The organism is Planococcus beigongshangi (assembly GCF_016820495.1).
GTDB lineage: Bacteria > Bacillota > Bacilli > Bacillales_A > Planococcaceae > Planococcus > Planococcus beigongshangi.
This window is the reverse complement of sequence record NZ_JADHDU010000013.1, coordinates 1-21723: the sequence shown is the minus strand read 5'-3', so window position 1 is coordinate 21723 and position 21723 is coordinate 1. Positions and strand designations below refer to the sequence as shown.

Annotated in this window: 23 protein-coding genes, 1 pseudogene and 2 riboswitches; of the genes and pseudogenes, 14 read left to right on the top strand and 10 right to left on the bottom strand. The window is 48.2% G+C overall.

Annotated elements, in window-relative coordinates; all coding sequences use genetic code 11:
• Nucleotides 1-53: 53 nt before the first annotated feature.
• Nucleotides 54-1559, bottom strand: a complete 1506-nt coding sequence (locus tag IQ294_RS15815; protein ID WP_203335017.1) for a phytoene desaturase family protein — start codon at nt 1557-1559, stop codon at nt 54-56.
• 355 nt (nt 1560-1914) lie between these two features.
• Here IQ294_RS15815 and IQ294_RS15810 point away from each other — a divergent pair, with 355 nt between their 5' ends.
• The gene (locus IQ294_RS15810; RefSeq protein WP_203335016.1) at nt 1915-2676 is read left to right on the top strand and encodes an SDR family NAD(P)-dependent oxidoreductase; all 762 of its coding nucleotides are present in this window, start codon (nt 1915-1917) and stop codon (nt 2674-2676) included.
• 100 nt (nt 2677-2776) lie between these two features.
• Here IQ294_RS15810 and IQ294_RS15805 read toward each other — a convergent pair whose 3' ends face one another.
• From IQ294_RS15805 to IQ294_RS15795, 3 genes are all read right to left on the bottom strand, one after another.
• On the bottom strand, nt 2777-3592 hold the full coding sequence (locus IQ294_RS15805) for an STAS domain-containing protein (RefSeq protein ID WP_203335015.1): 816 nt from the start codon (nt 3590-3592) through the stop codon (nt 2777-2779).
• Nucleotides 3593-3719: 127 nt separating this feature from the next.
• Nucleotides 3720-4079, bottom strand: coding sequence for a hypothetical protein (locus tag IQ294_RS15800; RefSeq protein WP_203335014.1), 360 nt, complete (start codon nt 4077-4079; stop codon nt 3720-3722).
• Between the two features lie 183 nt (nt 4080-4262).
• Nucleotides 4263-5324 (bottom strand): saccharopine dehydrogenase family protein, encoded by a 1062-nt coding sequence (locus tag IQ294_RS15795; protein WP_238942883.1) that lies wholly within the window; start codon nt 5322-5324, stop codon nt 4263-4265.
• Nucleotides 5325-5520: 196 nt separating this feature from the next.
• Between IQ294_RS15795 and IQ294_RS15790 the strand changes: the two genes are divergently transcribed.
• The gene (locus IQ294_RS15790) at nt 5521-6105 is read left to right on the top strand and encodes a helix-turn-helix domain-containing protein (RefSeq protein ID WP_203335012.1); all 585 of its coding nucleotides are present in this window, start codon (nt 5521-5523) and stop codon (nt 6103-6105) included.
• Between the two features lie 104 nt (nt 6106-6209).
• A riboswitch (purine riboswitch) is annotated at nt 6210-6309 on the top strand.
• Nucleotides 6310-6372: 63 nt separating this feature from the next.
• The gene (locus tag IQ294_RS15785) at nt 6373-7545 is read left to right on the top strand and encodes an MFS transporter (RefSeq protein ID WP_203335011.1); all 1173 of its coding nucleotides are present in this window, start codon (nt 6373-6375) and stop codon (nt 7543-7545) included.
• 833 nt (nt 7546-8378) lie between these two features.
• Here the strand turns inward: IQ294_RS15785 and IQ294_RS15780 are convergent.
• Nucleotides 8379-9368, bottom strand: coding sequence for a nuclease-related domain-containing protein (locus IQ294_RS15780; RefSeq protein WP_203335010.1), 990 nt, complete (start codon nt 9366-9368; stop codon nt 8379-8381).
• 230 nt (nt 9369-9598) lie between these two features.
• On the opposite strand from IQ294_RS15780, the gene IQ294_RS15775 reads away from it, so the two are divergent.
• Nucleotides 9599-9847 carry a hypothetical protein gene (locus IQ294_RS15775; RefSeq protein WP_203335009.1) on the top strand — a complete coding sequence of 83 codons (249 nt, stop codon included), beginning with the start codon at nt 9599-9601 and terminating at the stop codon, nt 9845-9847.
• Nucleotides 9848-9919: 72 nt separating this feature from the next.
• On the opposite strand, the gene IQ294_RS15770 is transcribed toward IQ294_RS15775, so the two are convergent.
• On the bottom strand, nt 9920-10804 hold the full coding sequence (locus tag IQ294_RS15770; RefSeq protein ID WP_203335008.1) for a proline iminopeptidase-family hydrolase: 885 nt from the start codon (nt 10802-10804) through the stop codon (nt 9920-9922).
• Between the two features lie 179 nt (nt 10805-10983).
• A complete protein-coding gene (locus IQ294_RS16435) occupies nt 10984-11118 on the bottom strand; it encodes a hypothetical protein (protein WP_255536384.1) in 135 nt (44 codons plus the stop codon).
• Between the two features lie 23 nt (nt 11119-11141).
• On the opposite strand from IQ294_RS16435, the pseudogene IQ294_RS15765 reads away from it, so the two are divergent.
• Together IQ294_RS15765 and IQ294_RS15760 are read left to right on the top strand one after the other, a co-directional pair.
• Nucleotides 11142-11252 (top strand): annotated as a pseudogene (locus tag IQ294_RS15765) (NAD(+)--rifampin ADP-ribosyltransferase); the annotation flags it as partial.
• 76 nt (nt 11253-11328) lie between these two features.
• Nucleotides 11329-11775, top strand: coding sequence for a YrvL family regulatory protein (locus tag IQ294_RS15760; RefSeq protein WP_203335007.1), 447 nt, complete (start codon nt 11329-11331; stop codon nt 11773-11775).
• A gap of 71 nt (nt 11776-11846) precedes the next feature.
• Here IQ294_RS15760 and nadX read toward each other — a convergent pair whose 3' ends face one another.
• Both nadX and IQ294_RS15750 read right to left on the bottom strand, forming a co-directional pair.
• Nucleotides 11847-12626: an aspartate dehydrogenase gene (gene nadX / locus IQ294_RS15755; RefSeq protein WP_203335006.1), complete on the bottom strand. Its 780-nt coding sequence runs from the start codon at nt 12624-12626 to the stop codon at nt 11847-11849.
• A gap of 89 nt (nt 12627-12715) precedes the next feature.
• Nucleotides 12716-13189 (bottom strand): DinB family protein, encoded by a 474-nt coding sequence (locus tag IQ294_RS15750; protein WP_203335005.1) that lies wholly within the window; start codon nt 13187-13189, stop codon nt 12716-12718.
• Between the two features lie 172 nt (nt 13190-13361).
• Here IQ294_RS15750 and IQ294_RS15745 point away from each other — a divergent pair, with 172 nt between their 5' ends.
• The 4 genes from IQ294_RS15745 (at nt 13362) to IQ294_RS15730 (ending at nt 16694) form a co-directional block, all read left to right on the top strand.
• Nucleotides 13362-13682 carry a PadR family transcriptional regulator gene (locus IQ294_RS15745; protein ID WP_203335004.1) on the top strand — a complete coding sequence of 107 codons (321 nt, stop codon included), beginning with the start codon at nt 13362-13364 and terminating at the stop codon, nt 13680-13682.
• Entirely contained in the window at nt 13679-14197 is a 519-nt protein-coding gene (locus tag IQ294_RS15740) for a DUF2812 domain-containing protein (RefSeq protein WP_203335003.1), read from the top strand. The genes IQ294_RS15745 and IQ294_RS15740 overlap by 4 nt, the downstream gene beginning before the upstream one ends.
• Nucleotides 14198-14698: 501 nt before the next feature.
• Entirely contained in the window at nt 14699-15574 is an 876-nt protein-coding gene (locus IQ294_RS15735) for a YitT family protein (protein ID WP_203335002.1), read from the top strand.
• A 466-nt stretch (nt 15575-16040) separates the two neighbouring features.
• Nucleotides 16041-16694, top strand: a complete 654-nt coding sequence (locus IQ294_RS15730; RefSeq protein WP_203335001.1) for a C40 family peptidase — start codon at nt 16041-16043, stop codon at nt 16692-16694.
• A gap of 107 nt (nt 16695-16801) precedes the next feature.
• Here the strand turns inward: IQ294_RS15730 and IQ294_RS15725 are convergent, their stop codons facing one another.
• Nucleotides 16802-17158, bottom strand: coding sequence for a winged helix-turn-helix transcriptional regulator (locus IQ294_RS15725; RefSeq protein WP_203335000.1), 357 nt, complete (start codon nt 17156-17158; stop codon nt 16802-16804).
• 117 nt (nt 17159-17275) lie between these two features.
• On the opposite strand from IQ294_RS15725, the gene IQ294_RS15720 reads away from it, so the two are divergent.
• The 4 genes from IQ294_RS15720 to IQ294_RS15705 all read left to right on the top strand — a co-directional run bounded on the left by IQ294_RS15720 (nt 17276) and on the right by IQ294_RS15705 (nt 21620).
• Nucleotides 17276-18355, top strand: coding sequence for an LLM class flavin-dependent oxidoreductase (locus IQ294_RS15720; RefSeq protein ID WP_203334999.1), 1080 nt, complete (start codon nt 17276-17278; stop codon nt 18353-18355).
• Nucleotides 18352-18918, top strand: a complete 567-nt coding sequence (locus tag IQ294_RS15715) for an NADPH-dependent FMN reductase (RefSeq protein WP_203334998.1) — start codon at nt 18352-18354, stop codon at nt 18916-18918. The genes IQ294_RS15720 and IQ294_RS15715 overlap by 4 nt, the downstream gene beginning before the upstream one ends.
• A gap of 152 nt (nt 18919-19070) precedes the next feature.
• Nucleotides 19071-19178: riboswitch (SAM riboswitch) on the top strand.
• A gap of 112 nt (nt 19179-19290) precedes the next feature.
• Nucleotides 19291-20463 (top strand): cystathionine beta-lyase, encoded by a 1173-nt coding sequence (metC, locus tag IQ294_RS15710; RefSeq protein WP_203334997.1) that lies wholly within the window; start codon nt 19291-19293, stop codon nt 20461-20463.
• A 29-nt stretch (nt 20464-20492) separates the two neighbouring features.
• Entirely contained in the window at nt 20493-21620 is a 1128-nt protein-coding gene (locus tag IQ294_RS15705; RefSeq protein ID WP_203334996.1) for a 5-methyltetrahydropteroyltriglutamate--homocysteine S-methyltransferase, read from the top strand.
• The last annotated feature ends 103 nt before the right edge of the window (nt 21621-21723 follow it).

Sequence of the window (21723 nt, the reverse complement as noted above, 5' to 3'; positions counted from 1 at the left end):
AGCTGCGATCCGGGTTTGATTCCGGATCGCAGCTTTTTTATTCATTACCGTTATTATCGTTGATTTGCCAGATCACGCTTAACAATCTTGTCACTGACTTGTTGGCCGCTGAGCGTCACCATCGGCATGCCTCCTCCAGGATTGACGGTGCCACCGACAAAATAGAGGTTATCATAAAGTTCGCTCTGCTTTTTGTGCTTAAAGCCGCCGTTACGCTTTTTATCGGAAACCGTCCCATAAATCGCGCCCCGGTCTGAACCGTAGACGCGTTCGATATCATGCGGCGTCCAGACGTCACGTGTCACGATATTGTCCCGAAGTCCGTGGAGGCCCATGCGCTCAAGTTTATCCAGCACCTTTTCCTCAAATTGCCGGTACTCTTCCGGTGTAAACGGCTCTTTTTGGATATAGGGGATATGGGGCAGGATCTTAATATTCTCGTGACCCGGCGGCGCTGTCGTCGGATCGGTTTTATTGACATTGACGAGGTAGATCGTCGGATCGTCCGGCAGCTCATGTTTCTCGAAAACCTTATCCATCTGTTCGTGTAAATTCTCTGAAAAGAAGAAGTTGTGATGGTTCAGGAACGGATAGGTCTTCTTCACACCAAGATGCAGCACGAGCCCAGAGCTTGCCGGCTCATATTTGCTCTCCAGTTTAGTGATGAACTTCTTCTCGACATCCACCATTTTTCTGTAGAACGGAATGACTTCCATATTCGATACAAAATAATCCGCACTCCTGATGGTGCCGTCTTCCAGTTCAATTGCGGATATTTTTTTGTTTTCATTCGTGTGCGCACGGATCACGCCTTTTCCGGTGTGGATCTGAACGCCTTCTTCACGTGCCAGCTTCAGCAGGCCCTCCGCCAGCTTATGTGTTCCGCCCTCTACATACCAGCAGCCTTGTGCATGCTGCATATAAATCATCATGTTCAGGACAGCCGGTGCGCTGTAAGGGGACGAACCGACGTATTTGACGTAATACGACAGCATGTCGCGCAGATGCGGGTTGCTGATCCGTTTGGAAATGGCGCTGTACATCGTCGAGGTCAGGTCAAAGCCGACGAGCGTCGAAATGATGCCGTTTTGCGCAACAGCCTGAACCGGCGATTCGAAGCCTTCTTTCAAGTAACTTTTTTCTGTAGTACGATAAATTTTCCTGGAGTATTTCAGCAAGTCGTAATATTCCTTCATGTCTTTTTTCGTCAACGATGGATTCTCTTGTTCCATCACATGAAGGTTGTGATACAGGTTCAATACCGTGCCGTCAGGGAAGAAGGATCGCCATTCCAATTCGAGCCGCTTGATCGGCACATAATCCTCCATACGCTTGCCGCTTCCATGGAAGAGTTTATCGAAAATATGCGGCATCGTTAAAATGGAAGGGCCAAGATCGAACCCAAACCCATCCTGCTCCAGCCGGTTCACTTTCCCGCCGATATGATCGTTTTTTTCATAAATTGAAACTGCATATCCTTTCTGTGAGAGTGATATTGCCGCCGATAAGCCGCCGAGGCCTCCCCCGATGACGATAACTGATTTTGTCTCTTTCCCCATCTATGTACCGCCTTTCTTTCACTATCATCTTCAATTCCATGTTTTCAATATCGCAGAGCTGTCTTTTAAAATTATTATACTCTTTCTTATTCCCTTCACCTGGATTTAAAAACCTTATATGTATAGTAATTGTATAATAACTTTGTTTGCATTTTTTTAATATTCTAGTGGAACTATAAAAGGCAGGTGACCACCACTTTATAGGGAGTATACTAAATCTATTGAATATTATAACATTGATTGTTGTAAGCGTTATCTTTAATGGGTTTACATTTTATTGCCATTATAGATTTCCATAGAAAAGCGGTCACATTTATCGCAACGGATTTCAAATAAATCAGAGGAGGTTCTTCATATGGCAGAAAAGATCGTATTAATAACGGGCGGCGCAGGCGGCATCGGCATGGAAACGGCTAAAGCGTTTTTGGACCAGGGCGATACGGTGATGCTGGTGGATGTTAATCAGGAAGCATTGGAGAAAACCAAAGATGCGCTGAATGCAGGAGACCGCGTAGGATTGGTCCGGGCAGATGTCACGGATGAAGAAGACGTGGAGCGTTATGTCAAAGAGACGGTCGATACATATGGACGCATTGATGTGTTCTTTAATAACGCCGGCATCAACGGTCCTTTCACACCAATCAAAGATCTCGACAAGAAACAATTCGAACTGATCATGGGCATCAATGTGACAGGTGTCTTCCTGGGGTTGAAACACGTCATCCGCCAGATGGAAAAGCAGGGCTTCGGCAGTATCATCAATACAGCGTCGAACGCCGCTTATATCGGGTCAGCAGGCATGGCAGGCTATATCGCATCAAAACATGCGGTCGCCGGTTTGACGAAAACGGCCGCACTTGAAGCGGCACAGCACGGTATTCGGGTCAACGCAGTCGCTCCGGCAGCCATCGACACGCAGATGCTGACAGCGATCCAAAGCAATATTGCACCGGACGATCCGGAATCTGCAGCAGCGGCGATCCGCCAAGGCATTCCCGTCGGCCGATTCGGCACACCGCTTGAAGTGGCGCAAGTCGTCCTGTTCCTCGCTTCCGATCAAGCTTCTTTCGTAACAGGTTCCATTTATAATGTCGACGGGGGCATGCAGGCGGACTGAGCCTGGCCTGAATCCTGAAGACAAGGCGTTTTCTTCTATAATATAGAATAGAAGAAAACGCCTTAGTTTGAGTTGGGCTTTTGTAATTGCTGAATTCCATTTAATGTGCGTTTATTTCCAAAAACTCTTTCACCGTTCCATACGTCCTCATTTCATTCATATTGATCCCCAGACTGACAGCCGTTTGGGCAATCACCGGACGAATCCCGGTCAATACAGGCTGTATCCCCAAAAGCTGCAGGACATCACGGATGCGGAAGATTTGCTGGGCTACGTTCGTATCGAAATTATGGATTCCCGAAAAATCGATGACCAATTGTTCAATATTCAGGTCCACTACCCGTGGAATGACTTCCGTTGAAAGATAAATGGCTCTGGAGTCAGTGAATTCACCGATGAGCGGCATGACGGCAACTCCTCTTTTGATAGGCACGATCGGCGCCGCCAGTTCCATGATCTCCTGTTCATTGGCATCCAGCCTTTTTTGATTTTCCAGATTGAAATTTGCCGTCGTCTTCCGGATGGCATCATCAAAGATGTAGATGATGTGGTGATAAAGCCAGGAAATCTGTGAAGCACTGCTCGCTTTGAACAACCCTCTTTCCAGAAGTTCCCGGTGGAGCAATAAACGGAAGGTGCTGATGATTTCGACCGTATTTTGCAGAAGGGTTCCGCTATGATAAAAATACTTGTCGACGTCATAATCCAGATCCAGCTCCTGCGCTTCCTGCCGGGTCAGCAATAAGCCTTTTGATACTTTATCCAGGAGTGTTTCCAGTAAATCGTAATGCTGTGCCTGCTGCTCTTCAGTCAATTCCAATTTCAATTGCTCTATCGCTTGCTGCAACAGATTTTCTGTTACAGAATTTTTTTCTTCCCTAAGAAAAGCAGCTATTCCATGTAAGATGTTTTCCATCTCCCTCTCCTCGCAATCTGTTTCTTGATGCATTATACAAAAGTTATATAAAATATCTTTTCCTCACTATTCCCCGAAATTCCCCCTATAAAACCAACTGACAATTTTTCACTTTCTGCCGTCTAAATCAGTTGCCTCCATATTCGCCTTCCATCACAGCTTTTCGGTATCTTCCGTTTCCATCTTCCACCGCAATCGCTTCTTTTGTTTGGATTCCAGATATGGAATAATATTTTGTCCCTTTTTCATATTCATTGGAGAAATTTCCACTGTATGTGCCTTCGTTATCCGAATACTTCGTGACTTTTCCTATTTCTTCATCCACTTCCAGCACATATTCATCCTCCAGCACATAAATCATCCCGTCCCATACAACGAAAGCAGATACCCAATCAGCTGATGATGAATTTTTCCCTAACCCGCATGCTGTTAAAGTAACGAAAATAACTATTGAAATAATGAATGCAGCGATTCCCCTGATCTTCATGTAATTTCCTCCCGGCAACTGATTTCACATTAGTACGTTCAGTGTGGAGTTAAGTTCCAATAAAGGCTTGAATGAAAAACAATCCGTGGCACAAGCAGTGCTTGTGCCACGGATTGCGATGAGAGTTTTGACAGCGTCAATCAGCATTAACAAATTTATTTCTTATATAGTCTGTCTTCCATTTCATGCCGGGTAAATCGTCTCCACTTCAAACTTCCCTGACCCTGGCAAATCTTCGAGCAGCCCAGAACCGAATAAAGCTGCAGGCGTATGGCTGCCGGAAGGAGAATCGCCTTCAAGTAGACGGCTCACCACTTCAAGCGCGCCGTAGACCGTCAGATCATAGACGTTCGCTGTCTGGATGCGCACCGTTTTAATGACACCGTCAGGATTGCGCGCTTCTCCCCAGATATAAGCGGGTGCTCCGGCACGCAGCGTTTCATCCGGTCCGCTGACCCGCTTTTCCACCCATTTCATCAATCTTTTCTGGATGGGCGGCAAGCCGATCAAAGCGCCAGCCGGACTGAAAATGCGCGCTCCGATAACATTCGCCTTTTTCATCGGAATCCACGTTTGGATGTTCGGAATGCCGGTCGTGTGGAAAGCAGTCGATACATCTCCCCACGGGATGCCCATCGCCGAACGTGTGCCCCGGCCGAAATCGATCGTCCGCCGCTGACTTCCGATCGCGACCGGAATAATTTTTCCGTCCCGCCGCTCCGCACTGCCGGACCCCGTTCCCTGGATCATCGTTTTATACGTGCCGGGAGAAATGCCCGAATCCGAATCGAAACCGAGAGACAGACTCGTTGCATCCGGCATTTCTTCTTTCAGTTTCAGTGCCGTACAATCCGTCGGGATGACGTCGAAGCCGACCCCTGAACAAATGAGGATGCCTGCCTCTTTCGCTTTAGCATCCTGTGCAAAACTGTGCTGGAAAACGGAAATCTCTCCTGTGATGTCCAGATAATGTGCTCCTGCTTCCAGGCATGCTTCGATCATCGGCGCACTCGTTTTTTGAAAAGGACCTGCGCAGTGGAGCACCAGCGTGATGCCGGATAAGTTTCCTGCCGCAGAGTCCACCAGGAATACCCGAGTTTCGAGCTGCAGCTCCTCACCGAGCGGTTTCAGCTTTTCTTCGCTGCGCCCAGCCAGTACCGGTGACATGCCGCGTTTCTTCGCTTCCCTTGCAATCAATTCCCCCGTATAACCGTATGCTCCGTAAATCAGCCATTTTTTCTGCAATCGCGCCACTTCCTTTCCGAATCTCCAACTTTCTGAAATCATACCGTCTCATAAAGGAACTTTCAAATCTGCGCATCCGCCATGTGCTGACAGTTAATCATGTACAGCGGGAATGTCTTTCTCAACTCCACGGAGCGTTTGTTGCGGCAGTCCGGTCGTTTCCGTATGATAAAGGAAATACAGGAGGAGAATATAGATGGATAATATGAAAACTGGCGAATTGATCTTTCGGCTGCGGAAAGAAAAAGGGCTGACACAGAAGCAATTGGCCGACATGCTCAAACTTTCCGACAGGACCGTCTCAAAATGGGAACGCGGGCATGGCTGTCCTGATGTTTCCCTGCTTCCCCGGCTTGCGGAAGTACTGGGGGTGCAAATCGAAAACCTGTTGGACGGCGATTTGCCCCTATCATCATTCATAGGAGGAAATATGAAAAAATCGACTTATTTTGTTTGTCCCACATGCCATAATCTGGCACTCGCCACTGGTGAAATCACATTATCCTGCTGCGGCAGAAAATTGGAACCGCTCGAAGCAAAAAAAGCGGCAGATGAAGAAAAGCTGTCTGTCGAGGAGATGGACGGACAATGGTTCATTTCCAGCGAACATCCGATGACAAAAGAGCATTACGTCTCTTTCATCGCGCTTGCAACCGGCGATCAGGTCCAGCTTATCAAACAATTCCCTGAATGGAGCCTGCAGACGCGCCTGCCAAAACGAAAGCACGCCACCCTGTTCTGGTATGACACGAAGACAGGCTTACATTATCAGTACGTCTGATCTCCCTGAACCCGGGAGAATCTGGATCCGAGGACTCTTTCCATCCAGGCATCCAGCTCCTCCCGCCATTCATGGGTTGCGCAATACCTGTTTCTATAGTAGAATTTTTAAATGATCATCCGCTCTGTATAACCTTAAGAATACGGCTTAAGGGTCTCTACCAGGAACCGCAAAATCCTGATTACAGAAAACGAATTTTTTCGTTTTCTGTAATCAGGATTTTTTTTATTTTCTGATATTTCATGTTTGAAAGGAAGCGTTTATACAATGAATCTGAAAGTATATATTTTAGCCTTATCGACGGTTGCCGTCGGTCTCGTCGAGTTGATCGTCGGCGGAATCCTGCCGACAATCGCCAATGAATTCGGTGTCTCCTTGAGTTCAGCCGGACAATTAATCACGGTATTCGCATTGATCTATGCGATTGCAGGACCCGTCTTATTGGTTGCCACCAGCCGTTTTGAGCGGAAGAAAGTCTATTTGATTTCGCTGATGGTCTTCTTCCTCGGCAATGTGATGACTTATTTCAGCCCTGATTTCACCTGGATGATGATCGCGCGCGTCCTGACGGCTGCGAGCACTGCGCTGATTGTCGTATTATCGCTCACCATCGCAGCGAAAATCGTCGAGCCGCGCTACCGTGCGAAAGCGATCGGCCTTATTTTCATGGGTGTCTCATCCTCGCTCGTCCTCGGCGTCCCGCTCGGCATCCTGATTTCCGATGCGTTCGGCTGGCGGGTCATTTTCCTTGGCATCGCCGTCCTGTCACTCGGCTCGATGGCGCTGATCGCGCGCTTTATCCAGCCGATTCCGGGCGGTACTGCGGTTCCACTGAAGCAGCAATTAAAAGCGGTGGCGAGTGCGAAAATCGGCACCGCCCACCTGGCTACGATGTTCATGCTTGCGGGCCATTATACCGTCTACGCTTATTTCACACCGTTCCTTGAAACGGAATTGAACCTGAATCCGTTCTGGATCAGCGTCTGCTACCTGGTATTCGGGGTCGCCGCAGTCAGCGGCGGTGCAATCGGCGGCACCATGTCCGATGCCATCGGTTCAAAACGCAGCATCCTGATCGTCATTTCGGCATTCGCAGTTTCACTATTCCTGCTGCCATTCACGACGTTTTCACTCGTCATCTTCATGCCGGTAATGGTCGTCTGGGCAGCACTCAGCTGGGGTCTTGCACCTCCGCAGCAAAGCTATCTGATTGAAACGGACCCGACAACTTCCGACATCCAGCAAAGTTTCAATAACTCTGCGCTGCAAGTCGGCATCGCGCTCGGTTCCGCAATCGGAGGCTTCACCCTCGCCCAGACCGGCTCCGTAACAAGCACCGCCTGGGTCGGCGGGGTCATCGTCCTCGGCGCGCTCGGATTCGCCGTCTTCTCCCTGACGCGCCCTGGTGTAGCAAGAAATGAAGCCGAAACTCAATCCTAAGCCAGCTGAAAAGGCGGCCGCATTTTATGCGGCCGCCTATTTTTGTGTTTTGAACTTAATAAAAGGCTTTTCGCGGGCGAAAAGCTTCGTTATTGGGTTTGATGATGAGTGGTGGAGGCTGGGTTTGGGTTTATCAGCGATTATTTTGGNGAAAAGGCGGCCGCATTTTATGCGGCCGCCTATTTTTGTGTTTTGAACTTAATAAAAGGCTTTTCGCGGGCGAAAAGCTTCGTTATTGGGTTTGATGATGAGTGGTGGAGGCTGGGTTTGGGTTTATCAGCGATTATTTTACGTTTATCAGCGATTTTTCACTGTTTATCAGCGATTCTTAGATTTCCATATTCCTAAACACTAAAAAGTACATTTAATATCAAAATAATATCAAATAAAACCAAAAAAAGAAGCACAACTAGCTTGTCCGCCTCACTTATAATTTTGAACTTAATAAAAAGCCTTTCGCATGCGAAAAGCTTCGTTATTGGGCTTGTTGGTGAGAGATGGAGGCTGGGTTTGGGTTTATCAGCGATTATTTTACGTTTATCAGCGATTTTTCACTGTTTATCAGCGATTCTTAGATTTCCATATTCCTAAACACTAAAAAGTACATTTAATATCAAAATAATATCAAATAAAACCAAAAAAAGAAGCACAACTATCTTGTCCGCCTCACTTATAATTTTGAACTTAATAAAAAGCTTTTCGCATGCGAAAAGCTTCGTTATTGGGATTGTTGGTGAGAGATGGAGGCTGGGTTTGGGTTTATCAGCAATTCTTATAGTTCGATTAAAATTCTTTATATAAACTCCACCTAAAATATACAATGCAATACATTTTCACCTGTTCTTTATTCTATAAATACGCATTTTTCTTTCGCCTGTAATTTCTAAATCATATTTAGATAAAACTCGCCTTGCTGCGTCGGAATTCACAATTCCCGTAAACTCCCTAAACTTCTTATTCGTCAACTCATCACTTACCAATGCAAAATACTCCTGCACGGCCAGCCGGTCCGCGCCGGCATCCTTATTGCCGCAGCCTGAACAGATCCAGGATTTCTTCACACGCTCCATGTGGAAGCCACTGCATTTATTGCAATAAACGCCTGTTTTTAAATCTTTCATCTCAATACGGTAATATTCACTCAAAGGGGATTTTTTAAAGGGGACCTGGTTTGCCGCAATCAGTTTACCGATTTCGTGAATCGGTTTTGAAACTGCGACCTGGGGACTGGTCCGAAGAATTTGGTAGAGATATTCGTTCATCTGGTACGTTTTGCAAATTAAAGCGCCGGGAGGTTTTGCACGAAACACACAGCTATTTGCCGTAAACACGATCAAACCGGTAACAGGCAAATTGATATTATGAATCCTGAATAGCATCTTTATGAAATCTATATGCTTTTTCAGCTGAAAAACCGGATTATCCAGATGCAGTATTTCGCCGCCTGGCACCGCCTTCTTATAATATTCCTCAGTCACCGCGTCATAATGGATTTCACCGCTGACATTCTTGGAATCCATCACGATGGCACAGCGGTCAGTCAGCAGCAGACCATCAATCTGAACCGCCCACTCGCCCAACACCATATTCAGATCCCATACAGGCAAATAATTGCCGTCATAAGAAAACTCCCGAAATTTCTTGACCATCTTGCCCTCGCCGCGAACTCCGGCAGAAGCGCGGTGCAGCTGATTTTCCAGGTAGTCGCGTTGCTTATGGCTGGCAGAAATACGCTTCAGCATACATTCAATCGCTGAACTTTTAGGCAGCAGTTCCAATTTCGTTTTTATCCCCCACCCCTCCTCCTGTTTTCCAATTTTCAATGAACCTTCACCTTTTCATAATATCATACTACCTTCCAATAAATCACAAAATTCCGTCAACTTAAATCCCACAACCTCCCTTATCGGAACCCTTTGCTGCGGCAACCTGCAGGGGCACATGAGCGGCAAAGCGCTCACGTGCCCGAAAAACTTTCTTCAACGCTGCTTCCTTCATATGGTAAAATTATCTGCACATACATCCATTTCCCCCCACACACTGGAGGCACATTATGAAATTGCTCAGAGTCATCGGTTTCCTTTTCGGAGCTGCATTTTTACTTGTGGCCGGCAATCATTTTTTCAACCCGCAATACGAGGCGGATTCAACGCTGATCCTTTTACTGCTTCTTCCGGTGTTTTTTATGTATGGAATTGAGCATCATCAGGCGGGACGTAAGAAAACGGCTATATTCTCTTTCACAATAATCAGCCTTTCACTTCTTTTCTTGATTTCAAGCCTTTTCATTGCATGGCCATAAATCAATAAATATCCCATCAAAAAACAGGAAGCCACTCTCCCAGAGCCGCTTCCTGTTTATCATTTCCTCACCTCAAGCCCCCGGCCGCATCTCCTGCCGGTTCACCCACTCACGCACTGTTTCCACATACGCTTCCGGCTCCTCGACTCCCGGCATATGCGAACTGTTTTCAAAGACATGGAATTCCGAATCCGGCACAAGGCCCGCGTAGTATTCCGTCGCTTCCGGCGTGGCTTCATCGTAGCGCCCGCAGGTGAACAGCGCTGGAATACCGATTTCCGGCAAACGCTCCGTCGCATCAAAATACTTCAGCGTGCCGGTGACTGTAAACTCGGAAGCGCCCCACATATGATTGTAAACCTGATGATTCAACCCCTTCATATCTTCCACAAGCTCTTCCGGCCACGGATCGACGCGGCACATATGCCGTTTATAGTAGGCGTCCATCGCTTCATTATATTCCGCCGAATCGGTCGTCCCTTCGCGTTCGCTCCGCTCGATCGTTTCCTGGATGTCCTCCGGGAACTGCTTCAGATAATTGCGCTGGTCCCGCTCCCACCTTTGCGCATCGAGCGCCGGTCCCGAAAAGATGACGCTGCGGACGCCGCCGGGTTTATTGAATAGATAAGAGGTGGCGAGCATCGTGCCCCACGAATGGCCGAGCAGATGGAACTCTTCCAGTCCCAGAGTTTCGACGACCTGGCCCAGTTCTTCGACAAAACGCTCCACCGTCCAGAGCGATGTGTCGGACGGCCGGTCGGATTTTCCGCTGCCGAGCTGATCGTAATGGATCACTGGCCGGTCCGCCCCGAGACGCCGGAGCGGATCCGAGTCGCTGCTTTTCGAACCCGGCCCTCCGTGCAAGATCAATAGCGGAATGCCCGGGCCATTGCCGCTGATCCGGTACCAGACATTGCCGCCAGTCACCGGGATGAATCCTTCTTTTACATTGTCCATAATTTTGCGCCTCCTCAATTTTCTTTCCATTTACCACTTCTCTGTTTTTTACCATTTCCCTTTATTCGAATAAACTAACTGCCGTTCTTTTTATGGACAAATTAATAAGGCAGACCCTTCAAGTCAATTTGATGACTGCCGGGACTGCCTCTGTCTTTGCTGATGCTTCCTATTGAACCTTATGATTCCGGCAATATCGCTTTTGGAGAAACCAGTTTCTCTTCAACCAGCTCTTCCCAGAACGCAGCTGGAATATTCGCCTGCATCGCCTGCAGGTCTTCCTTGATATGCTCAGGTCTTGTCGAGCCGACCACTACTGCTTTTACAGCGGGGTGTGATTGTTGCCGAACTCGGTTCCTGGGAACGCCATCCCGATGAACAGATCGGCCATATGCTGAACTCATTAAAGGAATTGTGGGAACAGGGAAAGGACACCATTATCGATTAACAGATCCTGCCCCTCGAACAACAGGCAAATTTTATGCTAAGCTTAATGGATCAAAAGATAAAAAGAGGGGTCAGGAATGAAGAAAGATAAATCATTTAAAGAAGAGTCGGCTAAGACCAAGATATTCATCATCGTGTCGATGACATTCCTCCTTGCAGGCTCATTGGCATTCGTCTTGGGCATCTATTTCTTCGGACTGTCCGGACTCTTTAATATTCTAGGTATCCAGTATGATTCGATCTGGTCGCTGTTTTGGTTCTGTGTATTCTTTTTCATATTGGAATCGATCGCTGATTTCGTCAAAATAGCCTTTGCGATTTTATTGGAACATTTGTCGATGGCTAATGCGGGAACCATTTTCACCATAAATTTCATGGTCATCTGGGCGGTGCTGTCGCTGCTCAACCTTTTGATGGATTCCATCACCATCTCCATCAACGCGCAGCTCATCGGTGCGGCTGTCATTGCCTTGATCGAACTCGTGTTGAATAGGAACAGCAGGCCTGTGAATCAGATGGGATGATAACATTTCCACGATTGCCCAAAAAGCCGTTCAACCCATACCAGGGCTGAACGGCTTTTTTCATATAAACTTCAATTTCCGATCTGCAGCGCCCGGCTGCGATTCTGCAGCACAGCCAGGATACTTAACGCAGCGAGCAGGCTCGTCTTCGGGTTATCCGGCATCGGGTTGTTTTCAACCCTCAGCTCCATGCGTCCGAAAACGCCCTCTGCTTCAATGGTGTGTGAATTCTGTTCCACGTCAGGGTCGACGATGACGCGCACATTCGTTTTGTCGGCCCCGATTCCCGCGATCGCGAGCACCATCGCCACATTGACGTTCTTCGGAAATTTCTCCACAGCATCGAAAGCGGACCCGTCGAACAGCACGCTTTCTTCGTCTGATTCCATGCCGAGTGACGCCGGCGATTTCCGGGTCGTGATCGATACGCGTTCCAAACCTCCTGCGGCTTTTGCCGATTGCAGCAGATCTAATCCGCCGATTGCGCCGGATGGCAGAAAGATATGCGTGCCGGCCGTTTTTGCCAGCCCCTTGACGCGGTCCAGAAAGTCAGCATTTTTGAAAACACCGATACTGCTAACGACGAGATCTTTTTTAGCCGTCACAACCGCTTCCAAATAGAGCGCAGCCGCCTCCACCGTCGCAGCTTCAACCACAATATCAAGCGGCTGCTCCAAAAATCCGCGCAGATCAGTGAAGAAATCAGCGCCAAATCGTTCACTCAACCGGGTGCCGGCTTCCTGGTTGCGGCCGAAAATCGCCAGCACCTTCTCATCAGCCAGTCCGCTGACATTCACTTGTTCCAATAAATACGAGGCAATATTTCCCGTTCCGATGATTCCGATATTCACATTAGCCCTCCTCCCTTGATTGGATGAGACCTATCCTCTATCTATATGATACCCATTTCAAACGGGGAAGTCTGCCAAATGCCTTCCCATCAAAAAGTTGCGTCCCTTGATGGGGGCCATGCTCCTAAGATTTTCCGCGCAAATGCCACCTGTCCTGCATGATATGAATTATGGAGCACAATCGTCTGCAGGCAATCTGCCCGGGTCCCTTCACTGCCTTTAACCACTTGTTCATCCAGTGCTTTTGCAGCTTCCGCCTCAGCCATATCCAAGCCTTTCCGGAAATAGACGACAGCCGCTTCCCATTCTTCTTCACTCTCTGGCCCCGCTATAGGCGGCCAGGATTCTGCATCTGCATTTTCTCCGCTCGGCGGGTCACCTTCTAAAATGTCCAGCATGAAATACTGCCAATAATTCATATGGAATAATAATTCCCAGACCGTATGCGGGAAATCCCCTTTCTTTTCACCAGCCTGCTGCCAGTCCATGCCGTCAAAAACCGTTTCCGTATCTACGTGCGCCCCTTCTCCGTGCAAGCCTTTCAAAAAGAATTGTGCATCCATCGAATTCCTCCTTGTGGCAGCTCGTCTGCCTTTTTCTTATTTCCCCTATTCCCTAAATCCTGTTTTTTAGTCAATAAAATCCCACCTAATACCTTGACACTCGATATATCGTTACATATACTATGGGTAACGATATATCGACAGGCGATATAAAAATGAAAGAGGTGGTTAGATGCAGCCCTTATCGGAATCGACGTACCTTGTTTTATTGGCGCTGGCGAAAGAGTCTCTGCATGGTTACGGAATCATCAAGAAAATCGAGGAATACAGCGGCGGTGAAATTGTTCTCGCCCCCGGGACCCTGTATGGTGTACTGACCAATCTGCAGAAACAGAAGCTGATCGAACTGGTCACCGCAGAAAAAGAAAGCCGCCAGAAGAAGATTTACCGGCTGTCGGAAGAAGGCCATCACAGCTTTCTCCAGGAATACGCGCGCATTAAAAAGATGCTGACGATCAGCGATGATATTTTGAAAGGAGAGGAAAAGGCATGACAACCATCAAGAAATTTAAAATTTCCCTTGCCAATGACATGGATAAAGAAGAAAAATGGCTGACAGAAATGTCGGCAAAAGGCTATCAGTTCTTCAAATACCGCTGGTTCTTCTACTATTTCGAAGAAAATCACAGCAAAGCCTATATTTATCAGACCGATTTCCAGTCAGCGGATGATGAGTATTTTGAACTTTACAATCAGGCGGGCTGGGAACACGTCCATACGGAAATGGAATCGTTCCATTACTTCCGCGCACCTGCTGATGTCATCGGCGACAAGCGCATCTATTCAGATCCCGCTTCCGTCAAAGCCATGTACCAGCGACTGCTGACATTTTATTCAATCATTTTCTTCGGCATGGTCGTGGCGCAGGCCGGCCTGCTGCTCAATTGGGAACCGACCTTCTTTTCCATCCTGTCCCTTACTTTTGTCACAGCCGTCATCTTGCTGTACATTTACCTGTTCATAAAGCTGATGCAGAAAATCAATAAATACAGAAGCCAGGTATACTAGGGCCTTTAATCTCGCATCACTTAAAACGAACCGCCATTCCTTTTGGATTGGCGGTTCGTTTGTTGTGGCAATACTCGACGCTGCCGGTATTTCACTTTTCGCCTGCGAAAAGCATCCGACTGTGTTTCGCTTTTGCTACTCGAAAAGAAATTCGGTGAAAATAAAGCCGGATTCTGCTTAAGAGAAGCTTTTGCTGCTGTTTTTCTCTTGAAGATTTCTTCTTATTGGCGGATATCGGCGCTCAGCGAATTATTTCCGCGTTCAGCGAGTTATTTCCGCGTTCAGCGAATTTTATCCGCGTTCAGGAATTTATATCCGCGTTCGCCGAAAAGCAAGCTGGGCAAACAGCATGCAAAAATAATCTTGGCTTCCAAGTCAGTTCAGCAGCCATCGTTAGTGAGCGCAAATTTTCATTCCCCCTACCAAACTGACAGGAAAAGGATTATATTTATTAGTTAGAAGTAAAAATCCATCAATAATTGCAGTAAAGGAGAAAATGGAATGACTTCAAAAGCTACACATCCAAAAACAAAAAAACTGAAATTGCTGCTGCGGGCCCTGCCTATCATCATCGGCGCTTTCATCACTGCATACGGCCTTGAAGCCGTGCTGATTCCGAATAATGTTTCGGACGGCGGGGTCACCGGCCTCAGCATCGTCGGTTCGCAAGTATTCGGTATTCCGCTTGGTGTGCTGATCGCTGTGCTGAATATCCCGTTCATCTATCTGGGCTACAAGCAGATCGGGAAAAGTTTCGCCATCTACTCCATCATCGGAATTGCGTCCCTTGCCTATGCAACGACTGTCATGCACCACATCCCGGTCATTGTCGAAGGCGATACGCTCCTGATCACGGTCATCGGCGGAATCATCATCGGAATCGGCATGGGCCTTGCGCTGCGGAACGGCGGCGCACTTGACGGCATCGACATGCTGGCGGTGCTGCTGTCACGTAAATTGCCATTCGGTACGAGTGATATGATCCTATTCCTGAATCTATTCGTCTTCATCGTGGTATCCTTCGTTTTCGGTCTGCAAGGCGCTTTCCTTTCCGGGATCGCCTATTACATCGCATCGAAAGTGATCCACCTGGTCGAGGAAGGATTCAGCGGTTCGAAAACATATAAAATCATTTCGAGCAAACCCGAGCTGATCGTCAAAACCATTTATGACCGCCTCGGCCGAAACGCTACATACAATATCGTCAAAGGCGCTTACACGAATGAAGAATATCAAGAAATCACGTGCATCATCAACCGGCTCGAAGACAGCAAGATGAAAGAGATTATCTACGAAATCGACAAACAGGCCTTTATCGCCGTCTACGACGTAGCGGAAGTGCGAGGCGGCAACTTTACGAAACGCGATATCAATTAACCGACAACAAGTTTGCAGTTTTTATAAATGAACCTCTTTTAGAAGGTGTCCATTTCTCAGTTACAGAGGAATGGATGCCTTTTTCATTTCCTGAACCACTTTTCACCCGTAATATTACATCCTTATTCTGTCAAAGCAGTTTCTGCTGAAAATAACCTTTTCTGTAGAAAAACCTCTTTCAAAACCCTTCAGCATCAACCTTCGAACAAGACACATTCCGATATAATAATTTCTTAACTCTATTCGCAAATAAAATACTAATATATCAAAACATTAATAGTTGATAACAAAGCGATGACAAAGCTTATCTTAGGTGATATTCCATGCTACACTGAGCAAGGCTTCAGAGAGATTGACGAGAAGCGTACTTGAACCATGTCCCTTATAGACCTTATGGCAAGAAAATATAAAATACGAGAATCGCTTTATTGATAGAAGTGTATTCCAGATAATTCAGGAGAATAAAATGAAAAAAACCAGAAAAGCATTATTAGCACTTACAGCAACAGTCGGAATGACAGCTGCCATCGCAGCACCAGCAAGCGCAGCTTCACTTGACGTGAAATCGGGCGATACATTGTGGAACATCGCACAGGACCACGGCACAACAGTGGCAAGCCTGCAAAACCTCAACGGCATTTCAGGACACCTGATTTTCCCGGGGCAAACACTCCAGATCGGCGGAAATTCTTCTGCAGCATCCAGTAAAACAGCTGCACCTCAAGTGACAACAGCTGCACCTCAAGTGACAACAGCCAGCAACCCGACTTCTTCCATCGTATCGATCGCGAAGCAGTTTGCAGGGACCCCATACGTATGGGGCGGTTCTACTCCTGCAGGATTTGACTGCAGCGGATTCATCTCTTACGTATTGAATCAGGCAGGCCATGACACAGCTCGCACAAGCGCAGCCGGCTATTACAATATGGCGGCAAAAGTCAGCACGCCAAAACCAGGCGACCTGGTCTTCTTCTCTGGCACTTACACGCCTGGCATCTCGCATGTCGGAATCTACATCGGCAACGGCCAAATGATTTCCGCTGCCGGCAACAGCGTCAAAGTCGACAATATCCATAGCGGATACTGGGGCAACTACTTCACAGGCTACGGCAGAATGTAAGCAAAATAATAAACGAAACAGACCAGGATGGATTTCCTGGTCTGTTTTTTGGTTTCAACTCCTCCAACAAAAAAAGGCCACTCAAATTATCTGAGTGGCCCTCTTCATCAGGATGAACTTTTCAATTGGTTTTGCTCCTCTTTCGCTTTGTGCTCCGTGTGCTTCTCTCCCCATTCGTGCATGGCTTCCAGGATCGGCTCCAGGCTGCGCCCGTAATCCGTCATGGAATATTCCACTTTCGGCGGGACCTGCGGATACACGACGCGGCGGATGATATCTTCATCTTCCAGTTCACGCAATTGCTTCGTCAGCATCTTTTGCGTAATGCCCGGCATATTGCGCTTCAGTTCGCTGAAACGTTTCGTGCCTTCCTGCAGCAGGTATAGAAGGATTATGGGTTTCCATTTTCCGACAAGGATGCCGAGCGCATCTTCCACACGGCAATTATCCGGTTTCCGTTCCATTACGACGCCTCCAATAGTATCTTTTTGTATACTATAGCACTTTGGAGTGCGTACTTACATATAAAACAGCTTAGGCTTATAATGATTTTAGAATTGAAAAGAAGGGCGGATCTATCGATGAAAAAATATCGCATTAATCCTGATGAAGGATTGGAGTTTGGAATATATACGCTTGGCGATCATTTGCCAAACCCGGCTACCGGAGAAAGAATTTCTGCACATCAGCGGATTCAGGACCTGATCGAATACGGCGTACTCGCTGAACAGGCAGGCGTCGACTTTTTCAGTGTCGGTGAAAGCCATCAGGAATATTTCGCCACGCAGGCTCATGCCGTCGTGCTTTCGGCAATTGCACAGGCAACGAAGAAAATGAAGATCGCCAGTTCTTCCACGATCATCAGCACGTCCGATCCTGTGCGGGTCTATGAAAACTTCGCCACACTGGACCTGATCTCGAATGGGCGGGCGGAACTTGTTGCAGGGCGCGCTTCCCGGGTCGGCTTGTTTGACCTGCTGGGCTATGATGTGCGCAATTACGAAGATTTATTCGAAGAGAAATTCGATCTGCTGCGGCTGATCAACGAAAACGAAATCGTCAATTGGAGCGGCGAATTCCGCGCACCCCTGCGCAACGCAAAAGTGCTGCCGCGCCCTGTCGACGGTTCCCTGCCGATCTGGCGTGCAGTCGGCGGTACGCCGGCCAGTGCGATGAAAGCCGGGTATGCCGGTGTGCCGATGTTCATGGCGCATCTCGGCGGTGCCACTTCGACGTTCAAACACACGATTGACGCTTACCGTCAAGCAGCGCGGGCAGGCGGGCATAACCCCGATGAGCTGCCGGTCGCAACAGCCGGATTCTTCTACGCTGCGGATAATTCCCAGCAGGCGTTAAGAGAGCTGTATCCTCATATCAATGAAGGCATGAAGCTCACGAACGGCGGCGGATTCCCGAAACAGCTCTTCGCTCAAGGCGTCGACCCGCACAATATCATGAATGTCGGCAGCCCTCAGCAGATCATCGAAAAGATTCTGCATCAGCACGAAGTATTCGGGCATCAGCGCTATATCGCACAAATCGATTTCGGCGGCATGCCGATGGATAACATCAAACGCAACCTGGAATTGATCGGTACGGAAATCCTGCCGGCCATCAAAAAATATACGGCAAAAAATAAACATGAGGAGGAAACGGAATGAAAATTGTTGGTCTATCCGGTTCCCAAATCGGGTCAAAAACGCGGGTCGCCATGAATGCGGCCATGAAATCACTCTCTGAAAACCACCCGGAAGCCGAAACGGAATTGATCGACCTCGCTGATTATAAAATGGACTTCAGCGATGGCCGCAATTACCTCGATTATGAAGGGGATACCGGCTATGTGACAAAAACTTTGATGGAAGCGGATGCCATCATCATCGGCACTCCCATCTTCCAGGCTTCCATCCCCGCGGCATTAAAAAATATTTTTGATTTATTGCCGGTCAATGCCTTCCGCGACAAAGTCGTCAGCATGCTGGTGACAGCGGGCTCTGCCAAACATTATATGGTGGCGGATACCCAGCTGAAGCCGATTCTGGCGTATATGAAAGCGCAAATTGTGCAGACTTTCGTCTTTATCCAGGAAGAAGATTTTTATCAGAAAGAAATCATCAATCACGATGTATTGATGCGCATCGACCGCCTCGCTGAAGACACGGTCGTGCTGACGGAGACGTTCACGAAAATCCGTGAAGCTAAAGAAGCGGAGTATGATTTTTAAAGTATGCGAGGACTGAGTGTGGCGAAGGTTTATGGGCAATTCTCACATTCATCGATGGGCTGATGTAAAAATTTTTTGCATATTCCCTTGCATTTATTTAAAATCTGTCTTATGGTTATACACATCGACCAACCACTAACTAAATATTCTATTTCTTATCAAGAGAGACGGAGGGACTTGGCCCTGTGATGTCTCAGCAACCTGCCTGTTTCAGGGCAAGGTGCTACTTCCAGTAGACGTCCGCGTCTAGAAGATAAGAAGAATGCATTTCCATACATGGAGCTTTCTTCTTTCGAGAAGAGGGCTCCATTTTTGATTTCAATGGATTCTTCTTTGTACGATCGTTTGAACAATAAAAGGAGGTATTCCATCATGACCGACCGCTTGGAAACGAAATTCATCCACTCAGCCGGCGTCGATCCGCAGACCGGTGCCGTCAACGTCCCCATCTACCTGTCGTCGACATTCCACCAGGACAGCATCGACGAATTCGGCCCTTACGATTACAGCCGTTCCGGCAATCCGACGCGACAAGCTCTTGAAGACACCATCGCGAAACTCGAGAACGGCACACGCGGATTCGCATTCGCTTCCGGCATGGCCGCCATCTCTTCAGCTTTTCTTCTGCTCGAATCCGGCGACCACGTGCTGGTTTCGGAAGATGTCTACGGCGGCACTTACCGTTTTATCACGAAAGTATTGAATAAATTCGGCATCGACCATACATTCGTCGATATGACGGATCTAGACGAAGTCGCACGTGCTTTCCGCCCGAATACGAAAGTCGTCTACATCGAAACACCGTCCAATCCGACGATGAACATCACCGATATCGAAATCGCAGCAAAGCTGGCCAAAGCGAACGATTGCCTGACTTTCGTCGACAACACGTTCATGACGCCGCTCTATCAGAACCCGCTCGACCTCGGCGCGGACCTCGTCCTGCACAGCGCGACGAAATTCCTTTCCGGCCACAGCGACATCACCGCCGGGCTCGCCGTCACCAAAGACACGGCACTCGGCGAGCGGCTCGGATTCATCCAAAACTCCTTGGGCTCCGTACTCGGTGCGCAGGATTCCTACTTACTGATTCAAGGAATCAAAACACTCGGCGCGCGTTTGAAGCAATCGAGTGAATCTGCAGCAAAAATCGCCGAATTCCTGCATGGTCACTCGGTTGTCGAAGAAGTCTATTACCCCGGGTTTTCATTCCATCCCGGCAATCCGATCCATGAGCGCCAGACAAGCGGCAGCGGCGCCGTCTTATCTTTCCGGCTGCCCGATATAAACGCGGCGCGCATCTTCAAAGATGCACTGCGGATTCCGGTATTCGCCGTCAGCCTAGGCGCCGTCGAAACGATCCTGTCGTATCCGGCGACCATGTCCCACGCCGCGATGCCAAAAGGGGAGCGCGAAAAACGCGGCATCACCGACGGCCTGTTCCGCTTCTCGGTAGGCCTTGAGCATGCGGACGATTTGCTGAAAGATTTAGAGCAGGCGCTTGAAAAAGTGCGGGTCAAAACGAAGTTGAGTATTGCAAACTAAAACCTAAAAACAGAAAGAAGGAATCCACAATGACAAATCCAATCGCAGAAACAGCAAAAACTGTAGTTAAAGTACCTTTCAAAGCAGATCACGTAGGAAGTTTACTCCGTCCAGAAAGCATCCACCAGGCAAGAAAAGACTTCAAGGAAGGCGTTATTTCTTCGGAGCAATTGCGTGAAATCGAAACGACGGAGATCAAACGCATCGTCGATAAACAAATCGAAGTCGGCCTGAAAGCAGTCACCGACGGCGAATTCCGCCGCACATTCTGGCACACCGATTTCATGGCTGGCATCAACGGCTTCGAAGGCTACACGCCGGATCACGGCTACCGGTTCAAAAACGTTGAGACCGAAGCCTACGACGTCCGCAATACCGGCAAAATCTCGTTTAACGAAAACCATCCCTTCATCCAGGATTTTATTGAATTCAAGGAAATCGTCGCCGGCCGCGCCATCCCGAAACTGACGATTCCGAGCCCGAACCAGTTCTTCAATGAAGGCATCCGTGATGTTAGTATTTATCCAGACCTGGAAGACTACGCAAAAGACGTCATCCAGGCTTACCGCGACGCGTTCCAGACGTTCTATGCTCTGGGCGCGCGCTATATCCAGATTGATGACGTCTATATCGCCGGTTTGTCATCCCCTGATATTCCGTTCAACGACGGACAGTATAATCGGGAGTATCTGATCGACCTGGCATTGCGCGTTGCAAACGGCGTCCTTGAAGGCAAGCCGGAAGATCTGACCGTCACGACGCACCTGTGCCGCGGCAACTACCAGTCCGACTGGGCATTCGAAGGCAGCTACGCATTGATCGCGCCGACGCTTTTCGCCAAAGAACGTGTCGACGGATTCTTCCTCGAGTACGACGACGACCGCTCAGGGAGCTTCCAACCGTTAGAACATATCCCGGCTGGCGGCCCGCGTGTGGTATTAGGTGTATTTACTTCTAAGAATGGTGAGCTGGAAGATAAAGATGTGATTAAAACGCGCGTTGCGGAAGCTTCTAAATACGTGCCGCTGGATCAGCTGTGCATCAGCCCGCAATGCGGATTCGCGTCAACGCATCACGGCAATAAACTCACGGAAGAGCAGCAGTGGGAGAAACTGCGCTATATTGTGGAGGTTTCTGAGGAGATATTTGGGGAGTGAATATTGGAGAAGGCAAGCGCTGGTGGCGCTTGCCTTCTTTTTTATGCATTTGAAGGTTTATCGTCGTTTCTCATTTTATCAGCGATTTTTGAGAGTTTATCAG